This window comes from Tabrizicola flagellatus, from assembly GCF_008271465.1.
In the GTDB taxonomy this organism is placed as follows: Bacteria; Pseudomonadota; Alphaproteobacteria; order Rhodobacterales; family Rhodobacteraceae; genus Tabrizicola; species Tabrizicola flagellata.
This window is the reverse complement of record NZ_VMDU01000001.1, coordinates 18,960-35,384: the sequence shown is the minus strand read 5'-3', so window position 1 is coordinate 35,384 and position 16,425 is coordinate 18,960. Positions and strand designations below refer to the sequence as shown.

Annotated in this window: 17 protein-coding genes; 10 read left to right on the top strand and 7 right to left on the bottom strand. The window is 69.1% G+C overall.

All coding sequences use genetic code 11. From position 1 onward, the window contains the following. Positions 1–62 precede the first annotated feature (62 nt). Complete coding sequence (locus FL625_RS00170; RefSeq protein WP_149586618.1) at positions 63–548, top strand: hypothetical protein; 486 nt, start codon at positions 63–65, stop codon at positions 546–548. 6 nt (positions 549–554) lie between these two features. Here the strand turns inward: FL625_RS00170 and aroB are convergent, their stop codons facing one another. Together aroB and FL625_RS00160 are read right to left on the bottom strand one after the other, a co-directional pair. Then, entirely contained in the window at positions 555–1,673 is a 1,119-nt protein-coding gene (aroB, locus tag FL625_RS00165; RefSeq protein WP_149586616.1) for a 3-dehydroquinate synthase, read from the bottom strand. Beyond that, positions 1,670–2,215 carry a shikimate kinase gene (locus tag FL625_RS00160; RefSeq protein WP_149586615.1) on the bottom strand — a complete coding sequence of 182 codons (546 nt, stop codon included), beginning with the start codon at positions 2,213–2,215 and terminating at the stop codon, positions 1,670–1,672. Before FL625_RS00160 ends, aroB begins: the two co-directional genes overlap by 4 nt. Before the next feature lie 202 nt (positions 2,216–2,417). Here FL625_RS00160 and FL625_RS18175 point away from each other — a divergent pair, with 202 nt between their 5' ends. From FL625_RS18175 to FL625_RS00145, 4 genes are read left to right on the top strand one after another with little or no spacing between them, the layout of a single operon-like run. Then, the gene (locus tag FL625_RS18175) at positions 2,418–2,555 is read left to right on the top strand and encodes a hypothetical protein (protein ID WP_200833842.1); all 138 of its coding nucleotides are present in this window, start codon (positions 2,418–2,420) and stop codon (positions 2,553–2,555) included. Further along, positions 2,542–4,110 carry a hypothetical protein gene (locus FL625_RS00155; RefSeq protein WP_235019263.1) on the top strand — a complete coding sequence of 523 codons (1,569 nt, stop codon included), beginning with the start codon at positions 2,542–2,544 and terminating at the stop codon, positions 4,108–4,110. The genes FL625_RS18175 and FL625_RS00155 overlap by 14 nt, the downstream gene beginning before the upstream one ends. A 6-nt stretch (positions 4,111–4,116) precedes the next feature. Next, a complete protein-coding gene (locus FL625_RS00150; RefSeq protein ID WP_149586613.1) occupies positions 4,117–5,061 on the top strand; it encodes a site-specific tyrosine recombinase XerD in 945 nt (314 codons plus the stop codon). Between the two features lie 16 nt (positions 5,062–5,077). After that, a complete protein-coding gene (locus tag FL625_RS00145) occupies positions 5,078–6,382 on the top strand; it encodes an HlyC/CorC family transporter (protein ID WP_149586611.1) in 1,305 nt (434 codons plus the stop codon). Here the strand turns inward: FL625_RS00145 and FL625_RS00140 are convergent. After that, the gene (locus FL625_RS00140; RefSeq protein WP_149586609.1) at positions 6,354–6,920 is read right to left on the bottom strand and encodes a flavodoxin domain-containing protein; all 567 of its coding nucleotides are present in this window, start codon (positions 6,918–6,920) and stop codon (positions 6,354–6,356) included. The two genes, FL625_RS00145 and FL625_RS00140, sit on opposite strands and share 29 nt — an antisense overlap. Positions 6,921–6,985: 65 nt before the next feature. Then, positions 6,986–7,777 carry a gamma-glutamyl-gamma-aminobutyrate hydrolase family protein gene (locus tag FL625_RS00135; RefSeq protein ID WP_200833841.1) on the bottom strand — a complete coding sequence of 264 codons (792 nt, stop codon included), beginning with the start codon at positions 7,775–7,777 and terminating at the stop codon, positions 6,986–6,988. A 198-nt stretch (positions 7,778–7,975) separates the two neighbouring features. Here FL625_RS00135 and copM point away from each other — a divergent pair, with 198 nt between their 5' ends. Together copM and denD are read left to right on the top strand one after the other, a co-directional pair. Beyond that, positions 7,976–8,359 (top strand): CopM family metallochaperone, encoded by a 384-nt coding sequence (gene copM, locus FL625_RS00130; RefSeq protein ID WP_200833840.1) that lies wholly within the window; start codon positions 7,976–7,978, stop codon positions 8,357–8,359. A gap of 53 nt (positions 8,360–8,412) precedes the next feature. Then, positions 8,413–9,369 (top strand): D-erythronate dehydrogenase, encoded by a 957-nt coding sequence (denD, locus tag FL625_RS00125; protein WP_149586604.1) that lies wholly within the window; start codon positions 8,413–8,415, stop codon positions 9,367–9,369. A 17-nt stretch (positions 9,370–9,386) separates the two neighbouring features. Here the strand turns inward: denD and FL625_RS00120 are convergent, their stop codons facing one another. Next, the gene (locus tag FL625_RS00120) at positions 9,387–10,589 is read right to left on the bottom strand and encodes a pyridoxal-phosphate-dependent aminotransferase family protein (RefSeq protein WP_149586602.1); all 1,203 of its coding nucleotides are present in this window, start codon (positions 10,587–10,589) and stop codon (positions 9,387–9,389) included. Between the two features lie 100 nt (positions 10,590–10,689). Here FL625_RS00120 and FL625_RS00115 point away from each other — a divergent pair, with 100 nt between their 5' ends. From FL625_RS00115 to FL625_RS00105, 3 genes are all read left to right on the top strand, one after another. Beyond that, on the top strand, positions 10,690–12,465 hold the full coding sequence (locus tag FL625_RS00115) for an ABC transporter ATP-binding protein (protein ID WP_435532691.1): 1,776 nt from the start codon (positions 10,690–10,692) through the stop codon (positions 12,463–12,465). 39 nt (positions 12,466–12,504) lie between these two features. Then, a complete protein-coding gene (gene ygfZ, locus FL625_RS00110; RefSeq protein ID WP_149586601.1) occupies positions 12,505–13,272 on the top strand; it encodes a CAF17-like 4Fe-4S cluster assembly/insertion protein YgfZ in 768 nt (255 codons plus the stop codon). A 235-nt stretch (positions 13,273–13,507) separates the two neighbouring features. Next, a complete protein-coding gene (locus FL625_RS00105; RefSeq protein WP_128514362.1) occupies positions 13,508–13,834 on the top strand; it encodes a DUF6280 family protein in 327 nt (108 codons plus the stop codon). A gap of 83 nt (positions 13,835–13,917) precedes the next feature. Here the strand turns inward: FL625_RS00105 and FL625_RS00100 are convergent, their stop codons facing one another. Together FL625_RS00100 and FL625_RS00095 are read right to left on the bottom strand one after the other, a co-directional pair. Further along, positions 13,918–14,922 (bottom strand): hypothetical protein, encoded by a 1,005-nt coding sequence (locus FL625_RS00100; protein ID WP_149586599.1) that lies wholly within the window; start codon positions 14,920–14,922, stop codon positions 13,918–13,920. A 98-nt stretch (positions 14,923–15,020) separates the two neighbouring features. Beyond that, positions 15,021–16,382: a TolC family outer membrane protein gene (locus tag FL625_RS00095; RefSeq protein WP_149586598.1), complete on the bottom strand. Its 1,362-nt coding sequence runs from the start codon at positions 16,380–16,382 to the stop codon at positions 15,021–15,023. Positions 16,383–16,425: the final 43 nt, after the last annotated feature.

The window sequence follows — 16,425 nt, the reverse complement described above, 5'->3', positions numbered from 1 at the left end:
GTCCCGGCCCGCGACCAGAACGACGACGCGCCCGAAACGGCCGAGCAGAGACGCCCTTGCCCATGACCCCTGATCCGACCCAGTCGCGCCCGCGGTCCCCCGCCCTGGCCCGCCTTGCGCTTGCCGCGATCCTGCCGCTGGCGGCCTGCGCCGACACCAGCAGCACGATGCAGCTTTATCCGCTGTCGGGCGAGATCGCGGATGCCGATCCGACCCTGGTCATCAAGGCAGTCGCCCGGAACACCAACAGCACCTCGGGACCGCTGACCTTCCGCCTGCCCGAACGCGGAAAGTGCACCGGCACATGGTCCTCGCTGACCCCGCGTGTGGTGTCGAACTCGCAAGGCATGTCGCTGACGCTGAAGAAGACCGGCGGAGAGGTCGGCACCAAGCGCGAGACCGTGGCCGGCGTCAACAACGGCGAGATCTACGCGGTCTGCGACGACGGCACCCGGGTGCAGGGAACCTTCGTCATCGGGTCGGGCACCGCCAGCGGCTCGGGTCAGGCCAGCGACACCAACGGCAACGTCTACAAGCTTCTGTTCTGACGGCCGTCAGGTCGGCCGGCGCCCGGAGAGGGCGTCGTCCAGCACCGCGCGGACGGCCTCGGTCGGCACGTCCTCGGCCACGAAGGCCCGGCCGATCCCGTGCGCGAGGATGAAGCGCAACCGGCCGTCCACCACCTTCTTGTCCTGCCCCATCAGCGCGATCAGCGCCTCGGCCCCCGGCAGATCGCCCGGAATGTCGGCCAGATCGACCTTCATCCCCATTGCCGCCAGATGCGCCCGGACGCGCGAGGGTTCCTCCTGGCTGCACAGGCCCAGCCGCGCCGACAGCGCGAAGGCCAGCGCGCAGCCGATCGCCACGCCCTCACCGTGCAGCAGGCGGTCGGAATAGCCGGTGGCCTTTTCCAGTGCGTGACAGAAGGTGTGGCCAAGGTTCAGCAGCGCGCGCTCGCCTTCCTCTGTTTCGTCACGAGAAACGATCCCGGCCTTCATCTCGACCGACCGCGTCACCGCTCGCAGCCGTGCGGCGGCATCGCCCGCCCGGATCGCGGGGCCGTCGCGTTCCAGCCAGTCGAAGAAGGCGGCATCGCCGAGAAGGCCGTATTTCACCACCTCGCCATAGCCCGACAGGAAGTCGCGGTCGGGCAGCGTGTCGAGGACGGAAATGTCGGCGAGCACGAGGCTGGGCTGGTGGAAGGCGCCGACGAGGTTCTTGCCTTGCGCAGTGTTGATCCCGGTCTTGCCGCCGACCGAGCTGTCCACCTGCGCAAGAAGCGTCGTCGGCAACTGCACGAAACGCACCCCACGGCGCAGGATCGCGGCGGAAAAGCCCACGAGATCGCCGATCACCCCGCCGCCGAAGGCCAGTACCACGTCGCGGCGTTCGACCTTCTGCTCAAGCAGCCATTCGGTGCAGCGGGCGAGGTTTTCCCAGTTCTTCGTCCCCTCGCCCGGCGGCAGGGCCAGCGCGGACGTGGCGATGCCCGCGCCTGCAAGCGCGTCGGTCAGCGCCGGCAGGTGGCGGGCGGAGACGGTTTCCTCGGTGACGATGGCCACGCGGGGCCGGCGCAGCAAGGGCGCGATCTCCTCCCCCGCCCGCGCGATCAGGCCGGGGCCGATCCGCACCTCGTAGGACCGGTCCCCCAACTCCACCGCAACCCTGTTCACCTTGCGTCCTCCAGCACGTCCGGCCGTGATTTCAGCGCCTCGCGCACGCGCCGGGCCATGTTCTCGACGGATTGGTCCGGCTGGCTTTCCACCACGATGTCGGCCAGCGCATAGAACGGCTGGCGCGCCTCGTAAAGCGCGCGCAGCGTCTCGCGCGGGTTGGGCGTGCGCAGCAAGGGCCGCGTCGTCTTGTGCCGCACGCGCTGCCAGAGAAGGTCGAGATCGGCCTTCAGCCAGACCGAGACCCCCACATCGTGAATCAGCTTGCGGTTCGCCTCGGACAGGAAGGCGCCGCCGCCGGTGGACAGGATGCAGGGCGTGCCGCGCAGGAGGCGGGCGATGACCTCGGTCTCGCGGGCGCGGAAGAAGGGCTCGCCGTCGCGCTCGAAGATCTCGGCGATGGAGCGGTTGGCGGCGCGGACGATCTCTTCGTCGCTGTCGCGGAACTCCACCCCAAGCTGACGGGCGAGCGCGGTGCCCACGGCCGTCTTGCCCGCGCCCATCATTCCCACCAGCACCACCGTCTTCGCCAGCCCCGCCATGTCCCCCGGTTCCCGCCGACCCGCCGTTCCCGGGCAAGGACTTGCCGACGGGAAATCTTTCCCCCTCAATGGCGTGAACTCTTGCCGAATGCTATATACATTCGCACGGATACCTGCGACGGGCGCCCCGAGGGGCGGACCGGCGCGGCAACAAGCGCCCATGGGATGAAGCCCATGGCAGAAGTCGAGGAAGGGCTATCACATGGGTCGGATCATCAAGGCGGTTCTGTTGCTGGTGATTCTTGGCTTCCTCGGGCTGACCGTCTATGCCTATCTGGGCGACCTGACCCCGGTGCAGGGCGAGGTCAAGAAGCCAGTGGTGTTGAATGCGGACGGGTAGTGCCGGTGTCCTTTTCCTGATCCTGTCGCTGCAGCCGGCCCCGGCGCAGGAGGCCGGCACCACCGGCGGGCCGCTCTCGGCGATCGACTGGCTGTCGCAATCGGTGGCGACCCCGGCCGCGGCCATGCCCGAGGCAGGACCCGTCAGGCCGGACGAGCCGCCCGTGGCCGAGGCCGGCAGCGCGCTTCCCGCCACGGTGACGACCTCTTCGCTGGACGGACCGGCGCCCGACGGGGTGGGGCTGATCGCGCCGGCGGTCTCGAGCCTGCCGCACGACCTCTGGGGCGCGGGGCTGACGCGCGAGATCGCCGAAAGCCTGGTCAACCATCCCGACGAGGCGCTGCCGGCACTGCGGCAACTGTTCCTGACGATCCTTCTGGCCGAACTGGCGCCGCCGGTCGATGCCGGGGGGCGGGGCGAGCTGCTTCTGGTGCGGATCGACAAGCTTCTGGCGCTGGGGGCGCTGGAGCAGGCGGCGGCGCTGATCGAGGCGGCGGGGGTCACGACGCCCGAGCTGTTCCGCAGGGCCTTCGATGTGGCGTTGCTCACCGGGGCCGAGGACCGCGCCTGCGCGAGCATGGCCGGCGAGCCGCACCTGGCGCCGACCCTGCCGGCGCGCATCTTCTGCCTGGCCCGGTCGGGCGACTGGGACACCGCCGCGCTTACCATCCGCACCGCCAGCGCCCTGGGCCAGATCAGCGCCGACCAGGAGGCGCTGTTGTCACGCTTCCTCGACCCCGACCTCTACGAGGGCGAGCCGGTGCCGCCGGCGCCGAACCCGGTCACGCCGCTCGACTGGATGATCTATGCCGCGATCGGCGAGCCCCTGCCGACAGACGGCCTGCCGATCGCCTTCTCCTATGCCGAATTGGGGCCACGGTCGGGCTGGAAGGCCCGGATCGAGGCGGCCGAGCGGCTGACCCGCGCCGGAACCATCCCTCCGAACGTCATCCTCGGGCTCTACACCGAAAGCACCCCGGCCGCATCCGGCGGGGTCTGGGACCGGGCGGCGGCCTTCCAGGCCTTCGATGCCGCCATCGCCTCGGGCAGCGCCGAGCGCGTCGCGGCCACGCTTCCCGCTGTCTGGGCCAGGATGCAGGAGGTCGAGCTGGAGGTGCCCTTTGCCACGCTTTACGCCAAGGCGCTGCTGGACCTGCCACTGGCCGGAGAGGCAGCGGCCATCGCCTTCCGGGTCGGCCTTCTGTCGCCGCAGTCCGAGACCTGGGCGCGGCAGGCCAGCCCGGCCACGCCGGAAGAGTCCTTCCTGACCGCGATCGCGCTTGGCCGCGGGGCCGAGGCGCTGCCGCCCGACAGCATGGGGCGGGCGATCTCGGCCGCCTTCCGCGCCCCTGCCCCTTCGACCGAGGGACAACGGCTGCTGGACGAGAACCGCACCGGCGAGGCGGTCCTGGTCGCCATCGACAGCATCGGGCGCGGCGTCAAGGGCGACCTGCGCGGTGTGACAGAAGGCCTGTCGATCCTGCGGCTCGCGGGACTGGAGGCCGTGGCCCGGCGCACGGCGCTGGAGCTGATGATCCTGGAACGCAGGGGCTAGGCGGCCATGCCCGACCCCGAGTCGAGCCGGTGGATCTCGACCTTCCTGGACGCAAGGGCCGCCGACCTCGGGGCGGCGCGAAACACGCAGCTGGCCTACGGCCGGGACCTGGTGGATTTCGCCGACTGGCTGAACCGGCGCGGGTCGGACCTGGCCGGGGCCGACCGCGCGGCGGTCGAGGACTACCTCGTGCGCTGCGACGCCGAGGGCCTGTCGCAGGCCACCCGCGCGCGGCGGCTGTCCTCGATCCGCCAGCTTTACCGCTTTGCCTTCGAGGAAGGCTGGCGCGCCGACAATCCCGCGCTGCGGCTGACCGGCCCCGGCAAGGCGCAGGGCCTGCCAAAGACCCTGAGCGAGGCCGAGGTCGCGCGGCTGATGGAGGCCGCCCGGACCCGGGGCCGGACGGAAGCCGACCGGCTGCGCGACACGGCGCTGTTCGAGTTGCTCTATGCCACCGGCCTGCGCGTTAGCGAACTGGTCGGCCTGCCGGTGGCGGCGGTGCGCGGCGACCCCCGGATGATCCTGGTGCGCGGCAAGGGTGACAAGGAGCGGATGGTGCCCCTGTCCACCCCTGCCCGCGCGGCGCTGGCGTCCTGGCTCGCCCACCGCGACAGGGCCGAGGAGGCCGCGCGACAGCAAGGGCGCGCGCCGTCGCGCTTTCTCTTTCCCGGCGAAGGGCGCGAGGGGCATCTGACGCGGCAGTACTTCCACGCGCTGGTGAAGGATGTCGCGGTGCTGGCCGGGATTTCGCCGGCCCGCGTCACGCCGCATGTGCTGCGCCATGCCTTCGCAACGCATCTTCTGGCCAACGGCGCCGACCTGCGGGTGATCCAGACCCTCCTGGGCCACGCCGATGTGGCCACGACCGAGATCTACACCCATGTGCTGGACGACCATCTGAAGGACCTTGTCCTGACCCGCCACCCCCTGGCACGCAAGACCCGAGACTGACCGACCGAAGGACCCCATGCCCGACGCCTCGCTTGACACCGCCTTCTGGCTGACCACCGCCGCCATTCTGGGGCTCTTGGTCCTGTCCGCCTTCTTCTCCGGTTCCGAAACCGCGCTGACTGCGGCCTCGCGGGCCAAGCTGAAGGCGCAGGCCGACAAGGGATCGCGCGGGGCGAAGGCCGCGATGGTGGTCACCGAGGACCGCGAGCGGATGATCGGCGCGCTGCTTCTGGGCAACAACATCGTCAACATCCTGTCGGCCTCGCTGGCGACTGCGCTTCTGACGCGGCTGTTCGGCGACAGCGGCGTGGCGCTGGCGACGCTGGGAATGACGGCGCTGGTGCTGATCTTCGGCGAGGTGATGCCCAAGACAGTGGCGATCACCTTCCCCGAGCCGGTCGCGACCCGCGTCGCCCCGGTGATCGGCCTCGTGATCGTGGTCTTTTCGCCCGTCGTCGCCGTGGTCCGGGCGCTGGTGCGCGGCATCCTGCGGCTGTTCGGGCTGAAATCCGAGGAAGGCAGCGCCATGCTGGCCCTGCGCGAAGAGATCGCCGGGGCCATCGCGCTGGGACACTCCGAGGGCGCGGTGGAGAAGGAGGACCGCGACCGCCTGTTGGGCGCGCTCGACCTTGGCCACCGCACGGTGGACGAGATCATGCGGCACCGCCGCCAGATCGAGATGATCGACGCCGACCTGCCGCCGGGCGAGATCATCACCCGGGTGCTTGCCTCGCCCCACACCAGGCTGCCAATCTTCCGCGACAGCGACGACAACATCCTGGGCGTGATCCATGCCAAGGACCTTCTGCGCGAGGTGGACCGGCTGGTCCGCGGCGAGGACGGGTCGGTCGAGGGGATCGAGGCGCTTAAGATCGAGAAGGTGGCGATGAAACCCTATTTCATCCCCGACACCACCACGCTGGACGAACAGATGCGCGAGTTCCTGGCCCGGCGGACGCATTTCGCGCTGGTGGTGGACGAATACGGCGCGTTGCAGGGGCTGATCACGCTGGAGGACATCCTGGAGGAGATCGTCGGCGACATCACCGACGAGTTCGACGTGGTGAAGAAGGATTCGGGCCTGACCGAGACCGAGGACGGCGCCTATCTCGTCGATGGCGCGATGACGATCCGCGACCTGAACCGGGCGATGGACTGGCGCCTGCCGGACGACGAGGCGAACACGGTGGCGGGCCTCGTGATCCACGAGGCGCAGATGATTCCGAGCGAGGGCCAGGTGTTCAGCTTCCACGGCTTCCGCTTCACCGTGGTGCAGCGGCGCGAGAACCGGATCACGAAGCTGAAGCTGCGCCCGCTCTGAGCCGGGGGGTCAGGTTCGCCACCCAGGCGTCCAGCGTCGTCCCCAGCGCCGCCCAGTCGGTATATTCCTTGTCCTTGCCGGGTTCCACCGTCTCGCCCTTCATGTCCGCGATGCGGCGCATCGCCCAGGCGCGGAAGAAATCGTATTCGGAAAAGCGGAAGGCCCCGGCGACATGCTCCACCCGGCCGGGGGTCCAGCCGGTTTCAAGCTCGAAGTCGGCCAGGCACTTGCGCAGGCCGGCCCAGTCCTCGGCATCCTGCCCCGCGGCCGACAGCGAGACCGAGAAGAACAGCGTGGGCATCAGCGCCAGGTTCACCCTCTCGGCCGAGGCGAAGCGGGTCAGCGCCTTCTGATAGCCCCCGGCATGGAGCGAGCCGGCAAGGATCGCGGCGTCGAAGCGGGCGAGGTCCAGCCCTTCGGCATCCTCGAGGTTCAGGAGTTCGACCGCATGGCCCTGCCCCGCCAGCCGGTCGGCGGCAAAGCGGGCGATCTTGCGGGTCTGGCCGTCGGTCGTGGCATAGGCGATCAGGATCTGCATGGGGCGCCCTCCTTTCGGGATGCACCCCGCATATCAAGGGAAGGAAGGGCGCGCCCTGATCTGGCTCAAGCCGAGCGGGTCAGCGCCGCGGGGCGTTCGCCCTCCGCCCAGGCGACGGCGGCGCGGCCGAAGGCCTGGAACAGGGGCCGCGAGACCGGGTCGTTGCCGGCGTTCCATTCCGGGTGCCACTGGACCGAGAGGGTGAAGCCCGGTGCCTCCTTGACGTAGATCGCCTCGGGCGTGCCGTCGGGGGCGTAGCCGTCGATCACGATGCGGGGGCCGGGCCGCGCGATGCCCTGGCCGTGCAGCGAGTTCGTCATAACCTCGCGCGCGCCCATCAGCCGGTGGAACACCCCGCCTTCGGTAAAGGTCACGGCATGGCGCAGGGCAAAGCAGTCCTCCAGCGCGCAATCGGGCGGCATGCGGTGGTTCATCCGGCCCGGAAGCTCGCGGATCTCGGGGTGGAGCGTGCCGCCGAGTGCCACGTTCACCTCCTGGAAGCCGCGGCAGATGCCGAGGAAGGGCTGGCCGCGTTCGACGCAGGCGCGGATCAGGGGCAGCGTGATTGCGTCGCGGCAGCGGTCGAAGGCGCCATGGGCGGGGGTCTCTTCCTCGCCGTATTCGCTGGGGTGGACATTGGGGCGGCCGCCGGTCAGCAGGAACCCGTCGCAGAGGTCGAGCAGTTCCTCGACCGAGACATAGCGCGGGTCCGAAGGGATGATCAGCGGCAGACAGCCGGCCACTTCGGACACCGCGGCGGTGTTCATCGTGCCGGCGGAATGGGACGGATAGCTGCCGTTGATGAGGTAGCTGTTGCCGATGATCCCGACGACGGGCCTTTGCCCCTTACGCTTCACCCTTTGCACCGCTTGCGTGGTTACGTACTGGCAGAAATGATACGCCGAGGCGGCGGCAGCGGAAAGAGGTGCGCTGCGCACAAGTCGCCTCGGCCCGTGCACAGAAGGGTGACAATCGCGCTTCACGCCGAAATGAGTTTCCTTCCCATGCGGGAAGGTCGCACAAAGCGGCGGAGAATGAATCCGAGGAGACCGATGATGCTGAAACCCGTTACCCTCGCCCTGATGATCGCAGCGGCCGCCGCTGCGGCGACCGCGCTCGCGCAAGAGGCCTCGACCGGTCATGAGGGCCACATGATGTCAGGCGACATGATGGCGGGCGACATGGGCCCCGCCGCGATGGCCTTCATGGAGGCCAATGCCCGGATGCACGAGGGCATGGCCATCGCCTACACCGGCAATGCCGATGTCGATTTCATCCGCGGCATGATCCCGCACCATCAGGGTGCGGTCGAGATGGCGAAGATCGTGCTGGAGCACGGCAAGGATCCCGAGGTCCGCAAGCTGGCCGAGGGCATCATCGCGGCGCAGGAAGCCGAGATCCAATGGATGCAGGACTGGCTGGCGAAGAACGGCGGCTGATCCGCTTGGCATCGCGCGGCTGATGTGATCCCCTGCCGGAAACGGGAGGGACGATGCATATCCTGATCCTCGGCGCGGCGGGGATGCTCGGCCGCAAGCTGGGCGCGGCCATCACGGCCGGCGCCCTGCCCTTCACGCGCCTCACGCTCGCCGATGTCGTGGCCCCGGCGCCGGTGACGGGTGCGACGGTGAAGGTGCTGAACCTGGCCGATCCGGGGGCGGCGGCCGAGGCGGTGCGGGACCGGCCGGACCTGATCTTCCACCTTGCCGCCGTGGTCTCGGGCGAGGCCGAGGCGGACCTGGCCAAGGGCTATGCCGTCAACCTCGACGCCTCGCGGGCGCTGTTCGATGCGATTGCCGGCCTGCCCGATTACTGCCCGCGGCTGGTCTTCGCCTCGTCGCTGGCGGTGTTCGGGGCGCCCTTCCCGAAGGTCATCCCGGACGATTTCCACCTGACCCCGCACACGAGTTACGGCACTCAGAAGGCGATGACCGAACTTCTGTTGTCGGACTATTCCCGCCGGGGACTTGTGGACGGGGTCGCGCTGCGCCTGCCGACGATCTGCATCCGGCCCGGCGCGCCGAACCGGGCGGCGTCCGGCTTCTATTCCTCGATCCTGCGCGAACCCCTGAACGGCCAGCCCGCGACGCTGCCGGTGCGCGACAGCCTGCGGCACTGGTTCGCCAGCCCCCGGGCCGCGACCGGGTTCTTCCTGCAGGCGGCGAGGCTGGATACCGGGCTGCTTGGCCCCAGCCGGGCCCTGTCGATGCCGGGCCTGTCGGCCAGCATCGCCGAGATGATCGAGGCGCTGCGGCGCGTCGCAGGGCAAGAGGCCGTGGACCTGATCCGGCACGAGCCCGACCCGGTGATCCAGGCCATCGTCGAACCCTGGGCCGAGGCCTGCGAGGCCAGGACCGCCCGCGACCTGGGGTTCACGGCCGAAGAGAGCTTCGACGAGATCATCCGCATCTATCTGGAGGACGACCACCCCTCGCGCCCGCAAGCCTAGGCCCGGCGTGGCGGGTCTCAGGCCCCTTCGGCCACCATCCGCGCCGCAGCACTCAGCGCACCCGGCCCGTGCGGGATGTCGAGCGCGACGAGTCCCGCCTCCATCACCGCCAGAGCGCCAAGGGTCATGTGGGCGTTGACATGGCCCATGTGACCCACGCGCAGGAAGCCGTGATAGGCCGGGTCGGTCGAGGGCGCCATGCCGAGGCCGATCCCGAGCGTCACCCCAGCCTTCGTCTCGCACCATTCGCGCAGCCGGGTGGCATGGGGCGCGCCGAACCTTGCGGCCGTGACCGAACAGCCGCGGTGGGCCGGATCCGCCACATTCAGCGCGATGGCCGGGTTGCCCGCGCCCCAGGCATCGAAGGCGGCCCAGACCGCGCCGGCAAGCGTGCGGTGGCGGTGCCAGACCTGCGGCAGCCCCTCTTCGCGGATCATGTCCAAGGCCTCGCGCAGGCCATAAAGGTGGCTCGTGGGCGCGGTGCCGTCCCAGTACTGCCAGAACTCCTCGGGTTCGGCGCGCGGACCCCAGGCCCAGTAGGGCGTGGCAAGGTCCGACCTGCCGCAGCGCAGACGGGCGGATTCAGAGAACCAGACGAAGGCGAGGCCTGGCGGCGTCATCAGCCCCTTCTGGCAGGCCGAGACCATGACATCGGCGCCCCAGTCGTCCATGCGGAATTCGTCGCAGCCGAGGCTCGCGATGCAGTCCACCGCCAGCAGCGCCGGATGGCCCGCCGCATCCATCGCGGCCCGCAGCGCGGCGATGTCGGTCTTGATCGAACTCGCGGTATCGACATGGGTCGTCAGCACGGCCTTGATCTCGTGCCGCGCATCGGCCCGCAGCGCCGCCTCGACGCGCCCCATGTCCACAGGAGAGGATTTGCCGAAGTCCAGCACCTCGACCTCCACCCCCATGGAGCGGGCGGAATTGGCCCAGCTCAGCCCGAACTGCCCCGTGGCCAGCACAAGCGCCTTTTCCCCGCGCGAGAAGAGGTTGGCATTGGCCGCCTCCCACCCCGCATGGCCATTGCCGATGTAGATCGCCACATGGCCCGTGGTCCCGGCCAGCTGGCGCAGGTCGGGCATGAGCCCCGCAACCATGTCGATCAGCGGGCCTTCGTAGATGTTGGGCGAACCGCGGTGCATGGCGCGCAGCACGCGGTCGGGGATCACCGAGGGTCCGGGGATGGCCAGGTAGGGGCGGCCGGCGGCAAGGGTCATGGGGCACTCCTGAGCGGGTCCGCCATGGCTAGGCCCGGCCAAGCCCTTCGTCAACCGGCGCAGCTTGAGGCGGACCGTCTTTCCCGGTAAACCCCGCCTGATCCCAAGGAAGGCAGTCCAGCCCTTGCAAACCGAACGCGCCTACTCCTCTCGCCAGCTGTTCGGCCGGTTCTGGCGAGACTACCTGCGCCCGCACCTGCCGCTGATGGCGCTGGCCTTCCTGGTGATGATGGTCGAGGGATCGACCCTTGGCCTTCTGTCCTGGATGCTGAAGCCGCTGTTCGACGAGGTCTTCGCCCCCGGCGGATCGAGCCTGCTGATCTGGGTCGGTGGGGCGATCCTGGGGCTGTTCCTGCTGCGCGCGGTGACCTCTGTGGTCGGTCGCTGGCTGCTGACCAAGGTGAACCAGACGGCGGCCGGGGCGATGCAGGTGGATCTGGTGCGGCACCTGCTGACGCTGGACGCGGGCTTTTACCAGACCCATGCGCCGGGGATGCTGATCGAGCGGGTGCAGGGCGACACCATGGCCGCACAGGGAGCGGCGGTGCTGGTGATCGGCGGCGTCGGGCGCGACATCGTCTCGCTGATCGGTCTGTTCGTGGTCGCAATCTCGATCGACCCGGTCTGGACGCTGGCCGCGCTGATCGGCACGCCGCTTCTCTTGATCCCGGCGGTGCTGTTGCGCCGCTATCTCTGGCGCAAGGCCATGCTGACCCGCCAGCAATCCGGTCTGCGCGCGACGCGGCTGGACGAGATCTTCCACGGCATCCAGGCGGTCAAGCTGAACCGGATGGAGACCTATCAGGCCAGCCGGTTCGAGCGGATCATCGACACGATCCGCCGGGCCGAGATCAAGACCGCGGTGGGCCGCGCTGCGATGCCGGCGCTGGTCGATGTGATCACCGGGCTCGGCTTCTTCGCCGTCCTCATGCTGGGCGGCAGCGAGGTCGCGGCGGGCAACCGCACCACGGGCGAGTTCATGTCCTTCTTCACCGCCATGGCGCTGACCTTCCAGCCGATCCGGCGGCTGAGCGACCTGGCCGGACAATGGCAGGTCGCCGAGGCGAGCCTGGCCCGCATCTACACCCTGTTCGACACCAGACCCGAGACCCGCCGCCCGGCGGTGAGCCGCGCCCTGCCCCCGCCCGGCGCCCCCGAGATCTGTTTCGAGGATGTCAGCTTCTCCTATCCCGACCGTCCCGTGCTGGACGGGCTGAGCTTTACCGCCGAGGCCGGCAAGGTGACGGCGCTGGTCGGCGCCTCGGGTGCGGGCAAGTCCACGGTGTTCCAGCTGATCTCGGCCCTGATCGAGCCGCAGGCGGGGCGGATCCTGATCGGCGGCGTGGATGTGCAGGAAATGAGCCTCTTCGACCAGCGGGCGCTTCTGGCCTCGGTCTCGCAGGATGCCTCGCTGTTCGACGAGACCCTGCGCGAGAACCTGATCCTCGGCCGCGAGGGTATCGACCAGGCCCGGCTGGAACAGGCGCTTGCCGATGCGGAAGTCAGCGCCTTCGCCGCCTCCCTGCCGCTGGGGCTGGAGACGCCGGCGGGCACGCGCGGCTCGGCCCTGTCGGGCGGGCAGCGACAGCGCATCGCCATCGCGCGTGCTCTGTTGGCGGATGCGCCGGTCCTGCTGCTGGACGAGGCTACCTCGGCGCTCGATACCCGCACCGAGGCGGCCGTGTCGCAGGCGCTGGCGCGCGCCCGGACCGGGCGGACGACGCTGGTCATCGCGCACCGGCTGTCCACGGTGCAGGGGGCGGACAAGATCATCGTGCTGGACCGCGGCCGGCTGATCGAGGAAGGTACCCATGACAGCCTGATGGCGCGTGGCGGTCTTTATGCGCAGTTGCAGGAGGCACAACTGCGTGACTGACCCTTCCGTGCGTCGCATCGGCAGCCTAATCTTGCGGCCATGACCCGAGGAGAGACCGCCCCCGACCGCAGCGTCTGGATGCTGACCGGAAAGGACGCCCTGCGCTTCCTGCAGGGTCTGGTGACGAACGACCTGCGCCCGCTGGAGCAAGGCCCCGGCATCGTCTGGTGCGCGCTGCTGACCCCGCAAGGCAAGTATGTGGCGGATTTCTTCGTAGTCCGCCGGCCGGACGGGATGCTCCTGATCGATATCGCCGCGTCGCTTGCCGCCGACACGCTGCGCCGCCTGACCCTGTACCGGCTGCGCGCGGATGTGCAGATCTCGCCGACAGCCCTGCATGTCCTGCGCGGTCTTGGGGCGCCGCCCGAGGGCGCCCTGCCCGATCCGCGCCATCCGGCCCTGGGCTGGCGGGCGTGGTCGGAGGCCCCGGGCACCGATCCGGCGATCGACTGGGACCGGATCCGGGTGGAGCATGTCATCCCGGAAAGCGGGATCGAACTGGTGCCGGAGGACAGCTATGTCCTGGAAGCCGGGTTCGAGCGACTGCACGGGGTGGATTTCCGCAAGGGCTGCTATGTCGGCCAGGAAGTCACGGCGCGGATGAAGCACAAGACCGAACTGCGCAAGGGACTGATCCGGGTCGCCGTCGAGGGTGAGGCCCCGGTCGGCACCGAGATCACCGATGCCGACGGCAAGGCCGTGGGCCGGCTTTTCACCCAGGCGGGCGGCGCCGGCATCGCCCATCTGCGGCTGGACCGCGCCGAGGGTGCCCTTGCGGCAGGCCCGGCACGGGTGACGCTTGCCTGACCCCGCCACCGCGCGGTCATGCAAGAAAATCCTTACCAAAGCTTGAAATGCTGCCGACGGTCCCTAAATCTCGTTATCGGTCCGCCAAGGGACCGACTAGATGCTGATCCGTGCGGGTTGAGCCATGCAGTTTCTGCATGGCCGTCATTCCAAACCGGAAGCCCCCGAATCGTGTCCAAACCGTTACAAACCCCGGACGTCGCGAAAGACAAGAGCAAGAACAAAGGAATCGATCATGCGTGACACCATCGACAGCACGGCCTTCAACTTCGAGCAGGGCCAGCGCGCACGCAAGCTTTTCGCCGCCGTGGTTCTGGCGGCGTTGGACGATGCGATTGCCGACGACAAGAAGTATGGCAATGGTCCCGACCAGATCGCCCGCTGGGCGCGCTCGCGCGATGGCCGCGAGGTGCTGTCCTGCGCCGGGATCGACCCGAACGAGCGCGTGGTCAAGGGCCTGATGGAATTCGTCGCCAAGGGCGTGCGCACCTCGGTTGCGCTGAGCCGCGAGGAATCCGAGCGCCGTCATGCGCTGGAACTCGAACAGGCCGAAGCCGCCTGAGCCCCGCCGGCATCACAATGACAGACGCGCGTCCGCAAGGGCGCGCGTTTTCGTTTGCGGGGCTTTCGTTTGCGGGACCGGGATCAGTCCAGGTCGCGGGCGATGAAGGCGCGGTTGATCTCGGCGCGGACCAGCTTGCGGATACTGCGGGTGATCCGTTCGCCCAGTTCGCCCTGCAACTCCGAGCGCAGCGTCTGGCGCACGATCTCTTGCAGGGCCGCCTCGTCCAGAACGGCCAGCGGCATGCCATCGACATCCACGAACTCGGTCGGCTCTGGCCCGGACGCCTCCTGGTTGCCCGCAGCCGCACCCGGTTGACCGGCCTCTTCGTGCGGCACAGCCTCGGCCGCTGCCTGGCGTGCGGCCATCTGCTCGGCCCGGCGGTGGTGTAGCGGCACGAAGGGGACAGGCTCCTCCGGGTCCATCCGGGTATCCTCCGCCTCATGCCAGTTCTGCGCGGACGCAGGCTCCGCCTCCTGTCCCTGCGCCGAAAGTTCTGTCCCGGTCGAGCCGATCAGAACCTCGGCCTCTTCTCCCGCAAGCGCAACCTCGCCCAGAGAGGCGGGGGCCGGTTCCGCCCACAGGCCGCTCTCCCACATCGGTTCGTCCGCGTCCGGCAGCTCGCCGTCACCGGGGTCTTCGGCGACGGTGGCCGGGTCCGGCATTTCCGAAGCCGGATCGACGGCGCTCCCGGTCTCGTCATCCGAGTCCGGCAGCACAGGGGTCAGGTCCGGTTCGCTATCTGCAAGCGGTTCAGCTGCAACCTTCGTGGACGCGCCCGGTGTATCGCCCGCCCTGCCATCCGGCCCTGTCGAACCGGGATCGGAAGGCGACAGGCCGCCCGTCTCGTCCGGCTCCGGATTCGCAAGCGGATGGTCATCGCCACTCGGGGACTCGACCACCGGAGCGTCAAGCACCAGTGGCGCCAGCGGACTGGACTCGGGGACCACCCGCAGCGCCGCGGTCAGCAACAGGCGATCGGCACTGAGGTCCCGGCTGAGCGTCTTCGGCCGCAGTTCGTTCGACACCAGTCGGCGCACGGAGGACACGACATCCTCGATCTCTTCCGAGCTTAAGGGGCCGACCATAGGTAACATCCGCTCGCTTGCGCGCCTTCGGTCTTAACTTAGCGCCACAACCCCCCGAATAGCAACAGAAAACGCGGATTGTCGCCAGAGCGGCGCGATCAGTTCCCGATCTTCTCCAGAATCCGGTCCAGCTTCTTGCCCTGCACGCTGTGCGCGGGTGCATTCCTGACCGCGCCGTAATAGGCCTCGGGATCATAGGTCGGAATGCCCAGTTTCAGGTGATCGACGGTCAGGAGACCCATCGTTGCCAGCACCTGATATACCGCGACATAGCGCTGCGCCTCGGCTTCCAGCCGAGCATTGCGGGCGTCGAGCAGTTCCTGTTCGGCGTTCAGCACGTCCAGCGTCGTGCGGGTGCCCGCCGCTGCCTCTTCGCGCACCCCGTCAAAGGCGGCCTGGGCAGCGCGGATCTGCAGGTCCGACGCCTCGATCGAGGCATTGGCGACCGAGAGGTTGGCCCAGGCGACGCCGACGTTCTGCACGATGCCCACGGCGGCCTGTTGCAGCCCGGCACGCGCGGCATCCTTGCCGGCCAGGGCCTTGCGCTGCAACGCGGACAGCCGGCCACCGCCATAGAGCGTCTGGTTCATCGTCAGCCCCAGGGACTGCGACTGCACCCCGCCGTCGCTGAGACCGAGCGACGCACCCGCCCCGACCGTCGGCAACCGGTTCGCATTGGCCAGTGCGACCTGGAGATCGGCGATGGTGACCTGGTGTTGCGCCTGCTTCAGCAGCGGATGGGTCGCCCGCGCGACGGCCTGTGCCTCTTCCATCGTGCGCGGCAGGGCCGGTGCTTTCGGCAAGGCGGCGAGGCGGTGCGGATAGGCGCCCGTCGCGGCCTTGTAGGCTTCACGCGCGATCTTGAGCTGCCCCTCGGCAGCGGCCAGCGCCGCGCGCGAGGCCGCAAGCCGCGCCTCGGCGATCGAGACATCGGTGCGGGTGATTTCGCCCACGTCGAACCGGTCGCGCGCCGCGCGCAGTTCCTGGGTGATCAGCCGCAGGTTGCTTTGGCGCAGCGCCACGACGTCCTGGGCCAGCCGGACATCGACATAGGCGCTGACCGCGGCCAGCAGCACGTTCTGTTCGACATCAAGCAGCGCCTGCCGGGTGGCCAGAACGCTTTCCCTCGCGATGTCGATCCCGATCTGCCGGCGGCCGAAGTCGAGGAGCGTCATCTCGGCGCTAAGGCCGAGAGAGGCCGACAGATCCTCGGTCACCACGGGGCCGAGGTCTGTGCGCTGCCAGCCGCCCTGAAGCGTGTAGGCAACGACCGGACGCAGGCTGGAGACCGCAACTGCCACGTCCTCGTCGGCCGCCCGTAGCACGGCGCGGTTCTGGTCGAGGAGGTTCGAGTTGTTGTAGGCGGCGATCAGCGCGTCGGCCAGCGTCTCGGCCCTCCCCTCGGGCACCGCGACGACGACCGAGAGGGCAACGACCACCGAAAGAAGCCAACCGCGCATGTTCTTCTCTTTCTTCAGTCCCGGACAGGATACCGGGTATTTC

Excerpts from the sequence above, each read along its gene's own strand:
- FL625_RS00170 (WP_149586618.1), top strand. The coding sequence starts at position 63 with ATGACCCCTGATCCGACCCAGTCGCGCCCGCGGTCCCCCGCCCTGGCC.
- FL625_RS00160 (WP_149586615.1), bottom strand. The coding sequence starts at position 2,215 with ATGGCGGGGCTGGCGAAGACGGTGGTGCTGGTGGGAATGATGGGCGCG.
- FL625_RS18175 (WP_200833842.1), top strand. The coding sequence starts at position 2,418 with ATGGGTCGGATCATCAAGGCGGTTCTGTTGCTGGTGATTCTTGGCTTC.
- FL625_RS00155 (WP_235019263.1), top strand. The coding sequence starts at position 2,542 with ATGCGGACGGGTAGTGCCGGTGTCCTTTTCCTGATCCTGTCGCTGCAG.
- FL625_RS00150 (WP_149586613.1), top strand. The coding sequence starts at position 4,117 with ATGCCCGACCCCGAGTCGAGCCGGTGGATCTCGACCTTCCTGGACGCA.
- FL625_RS00145 (WP_149586611.1), top strand. The coding sequence starts at position 5,078 with ATGCCCGACGCCTCGCTTGACACCGCCTTCTGGCTGACCACCGCCGCC.
- FL625_RS00140 (WP_149586609.1), bottom strand. The coding sequence starts at position 6,920 with ATGCAGATCCTGATCGCCTATGCCACGACCGACGGCCAGACCCGCAAG.
- copM (WP_200833840.1), top strand. The coding sequence starts at position 7,976 with ATGCTGAAACCCGTTACCCTCGCCCTGATGATCGCAGCGGCCGCCGCT.
- denD (WP_149586604.1), top strand. The coding sequence starts at position 8,413 with ATGCATATCCTGATCCTCGGCGCGGCGGGGATGCTCGGCCGCAAGCTG.
- FL625_RS00120 (WP_149586602.1), bottom strand. The coding sequence starts at position 10,589 with ATGACCCTTGCCGCCGGCCGCCCCTACCTGGCCATCCCCGGACCCTCG.
- ygfZ (WP_149586601.1), top strand. The coding sequence starts at position 12,505 with ATGACCCGAGGAGAGACCGCCCCCGACCGCAGCGTCTGGATGCTGACC.
- FL625_RS00105 (WP_128514362.1), top strand. The coding sequence starts at position 13,508 with ATGCGTGACACCATCGACAGCACGGCCTTCAACTTCGAGCAGGGCCAG.
- FL625_RS00100 (WP_149586599.1), bottom strand. The coding sequence starts at position 14,922 with ATGGTCGGCCCCTTAAGCTCGGAAGAGATCGAGGATGTCGTGTCCTCC.
- FL625_RS00095 (WP_149586598.1), bottom strand. The coding sequence starts at position 16,382 with ATGCGCGGTTGGCTTCTTTCGGTGGTCGTTGCCCTCTCGGTCGTCGTC.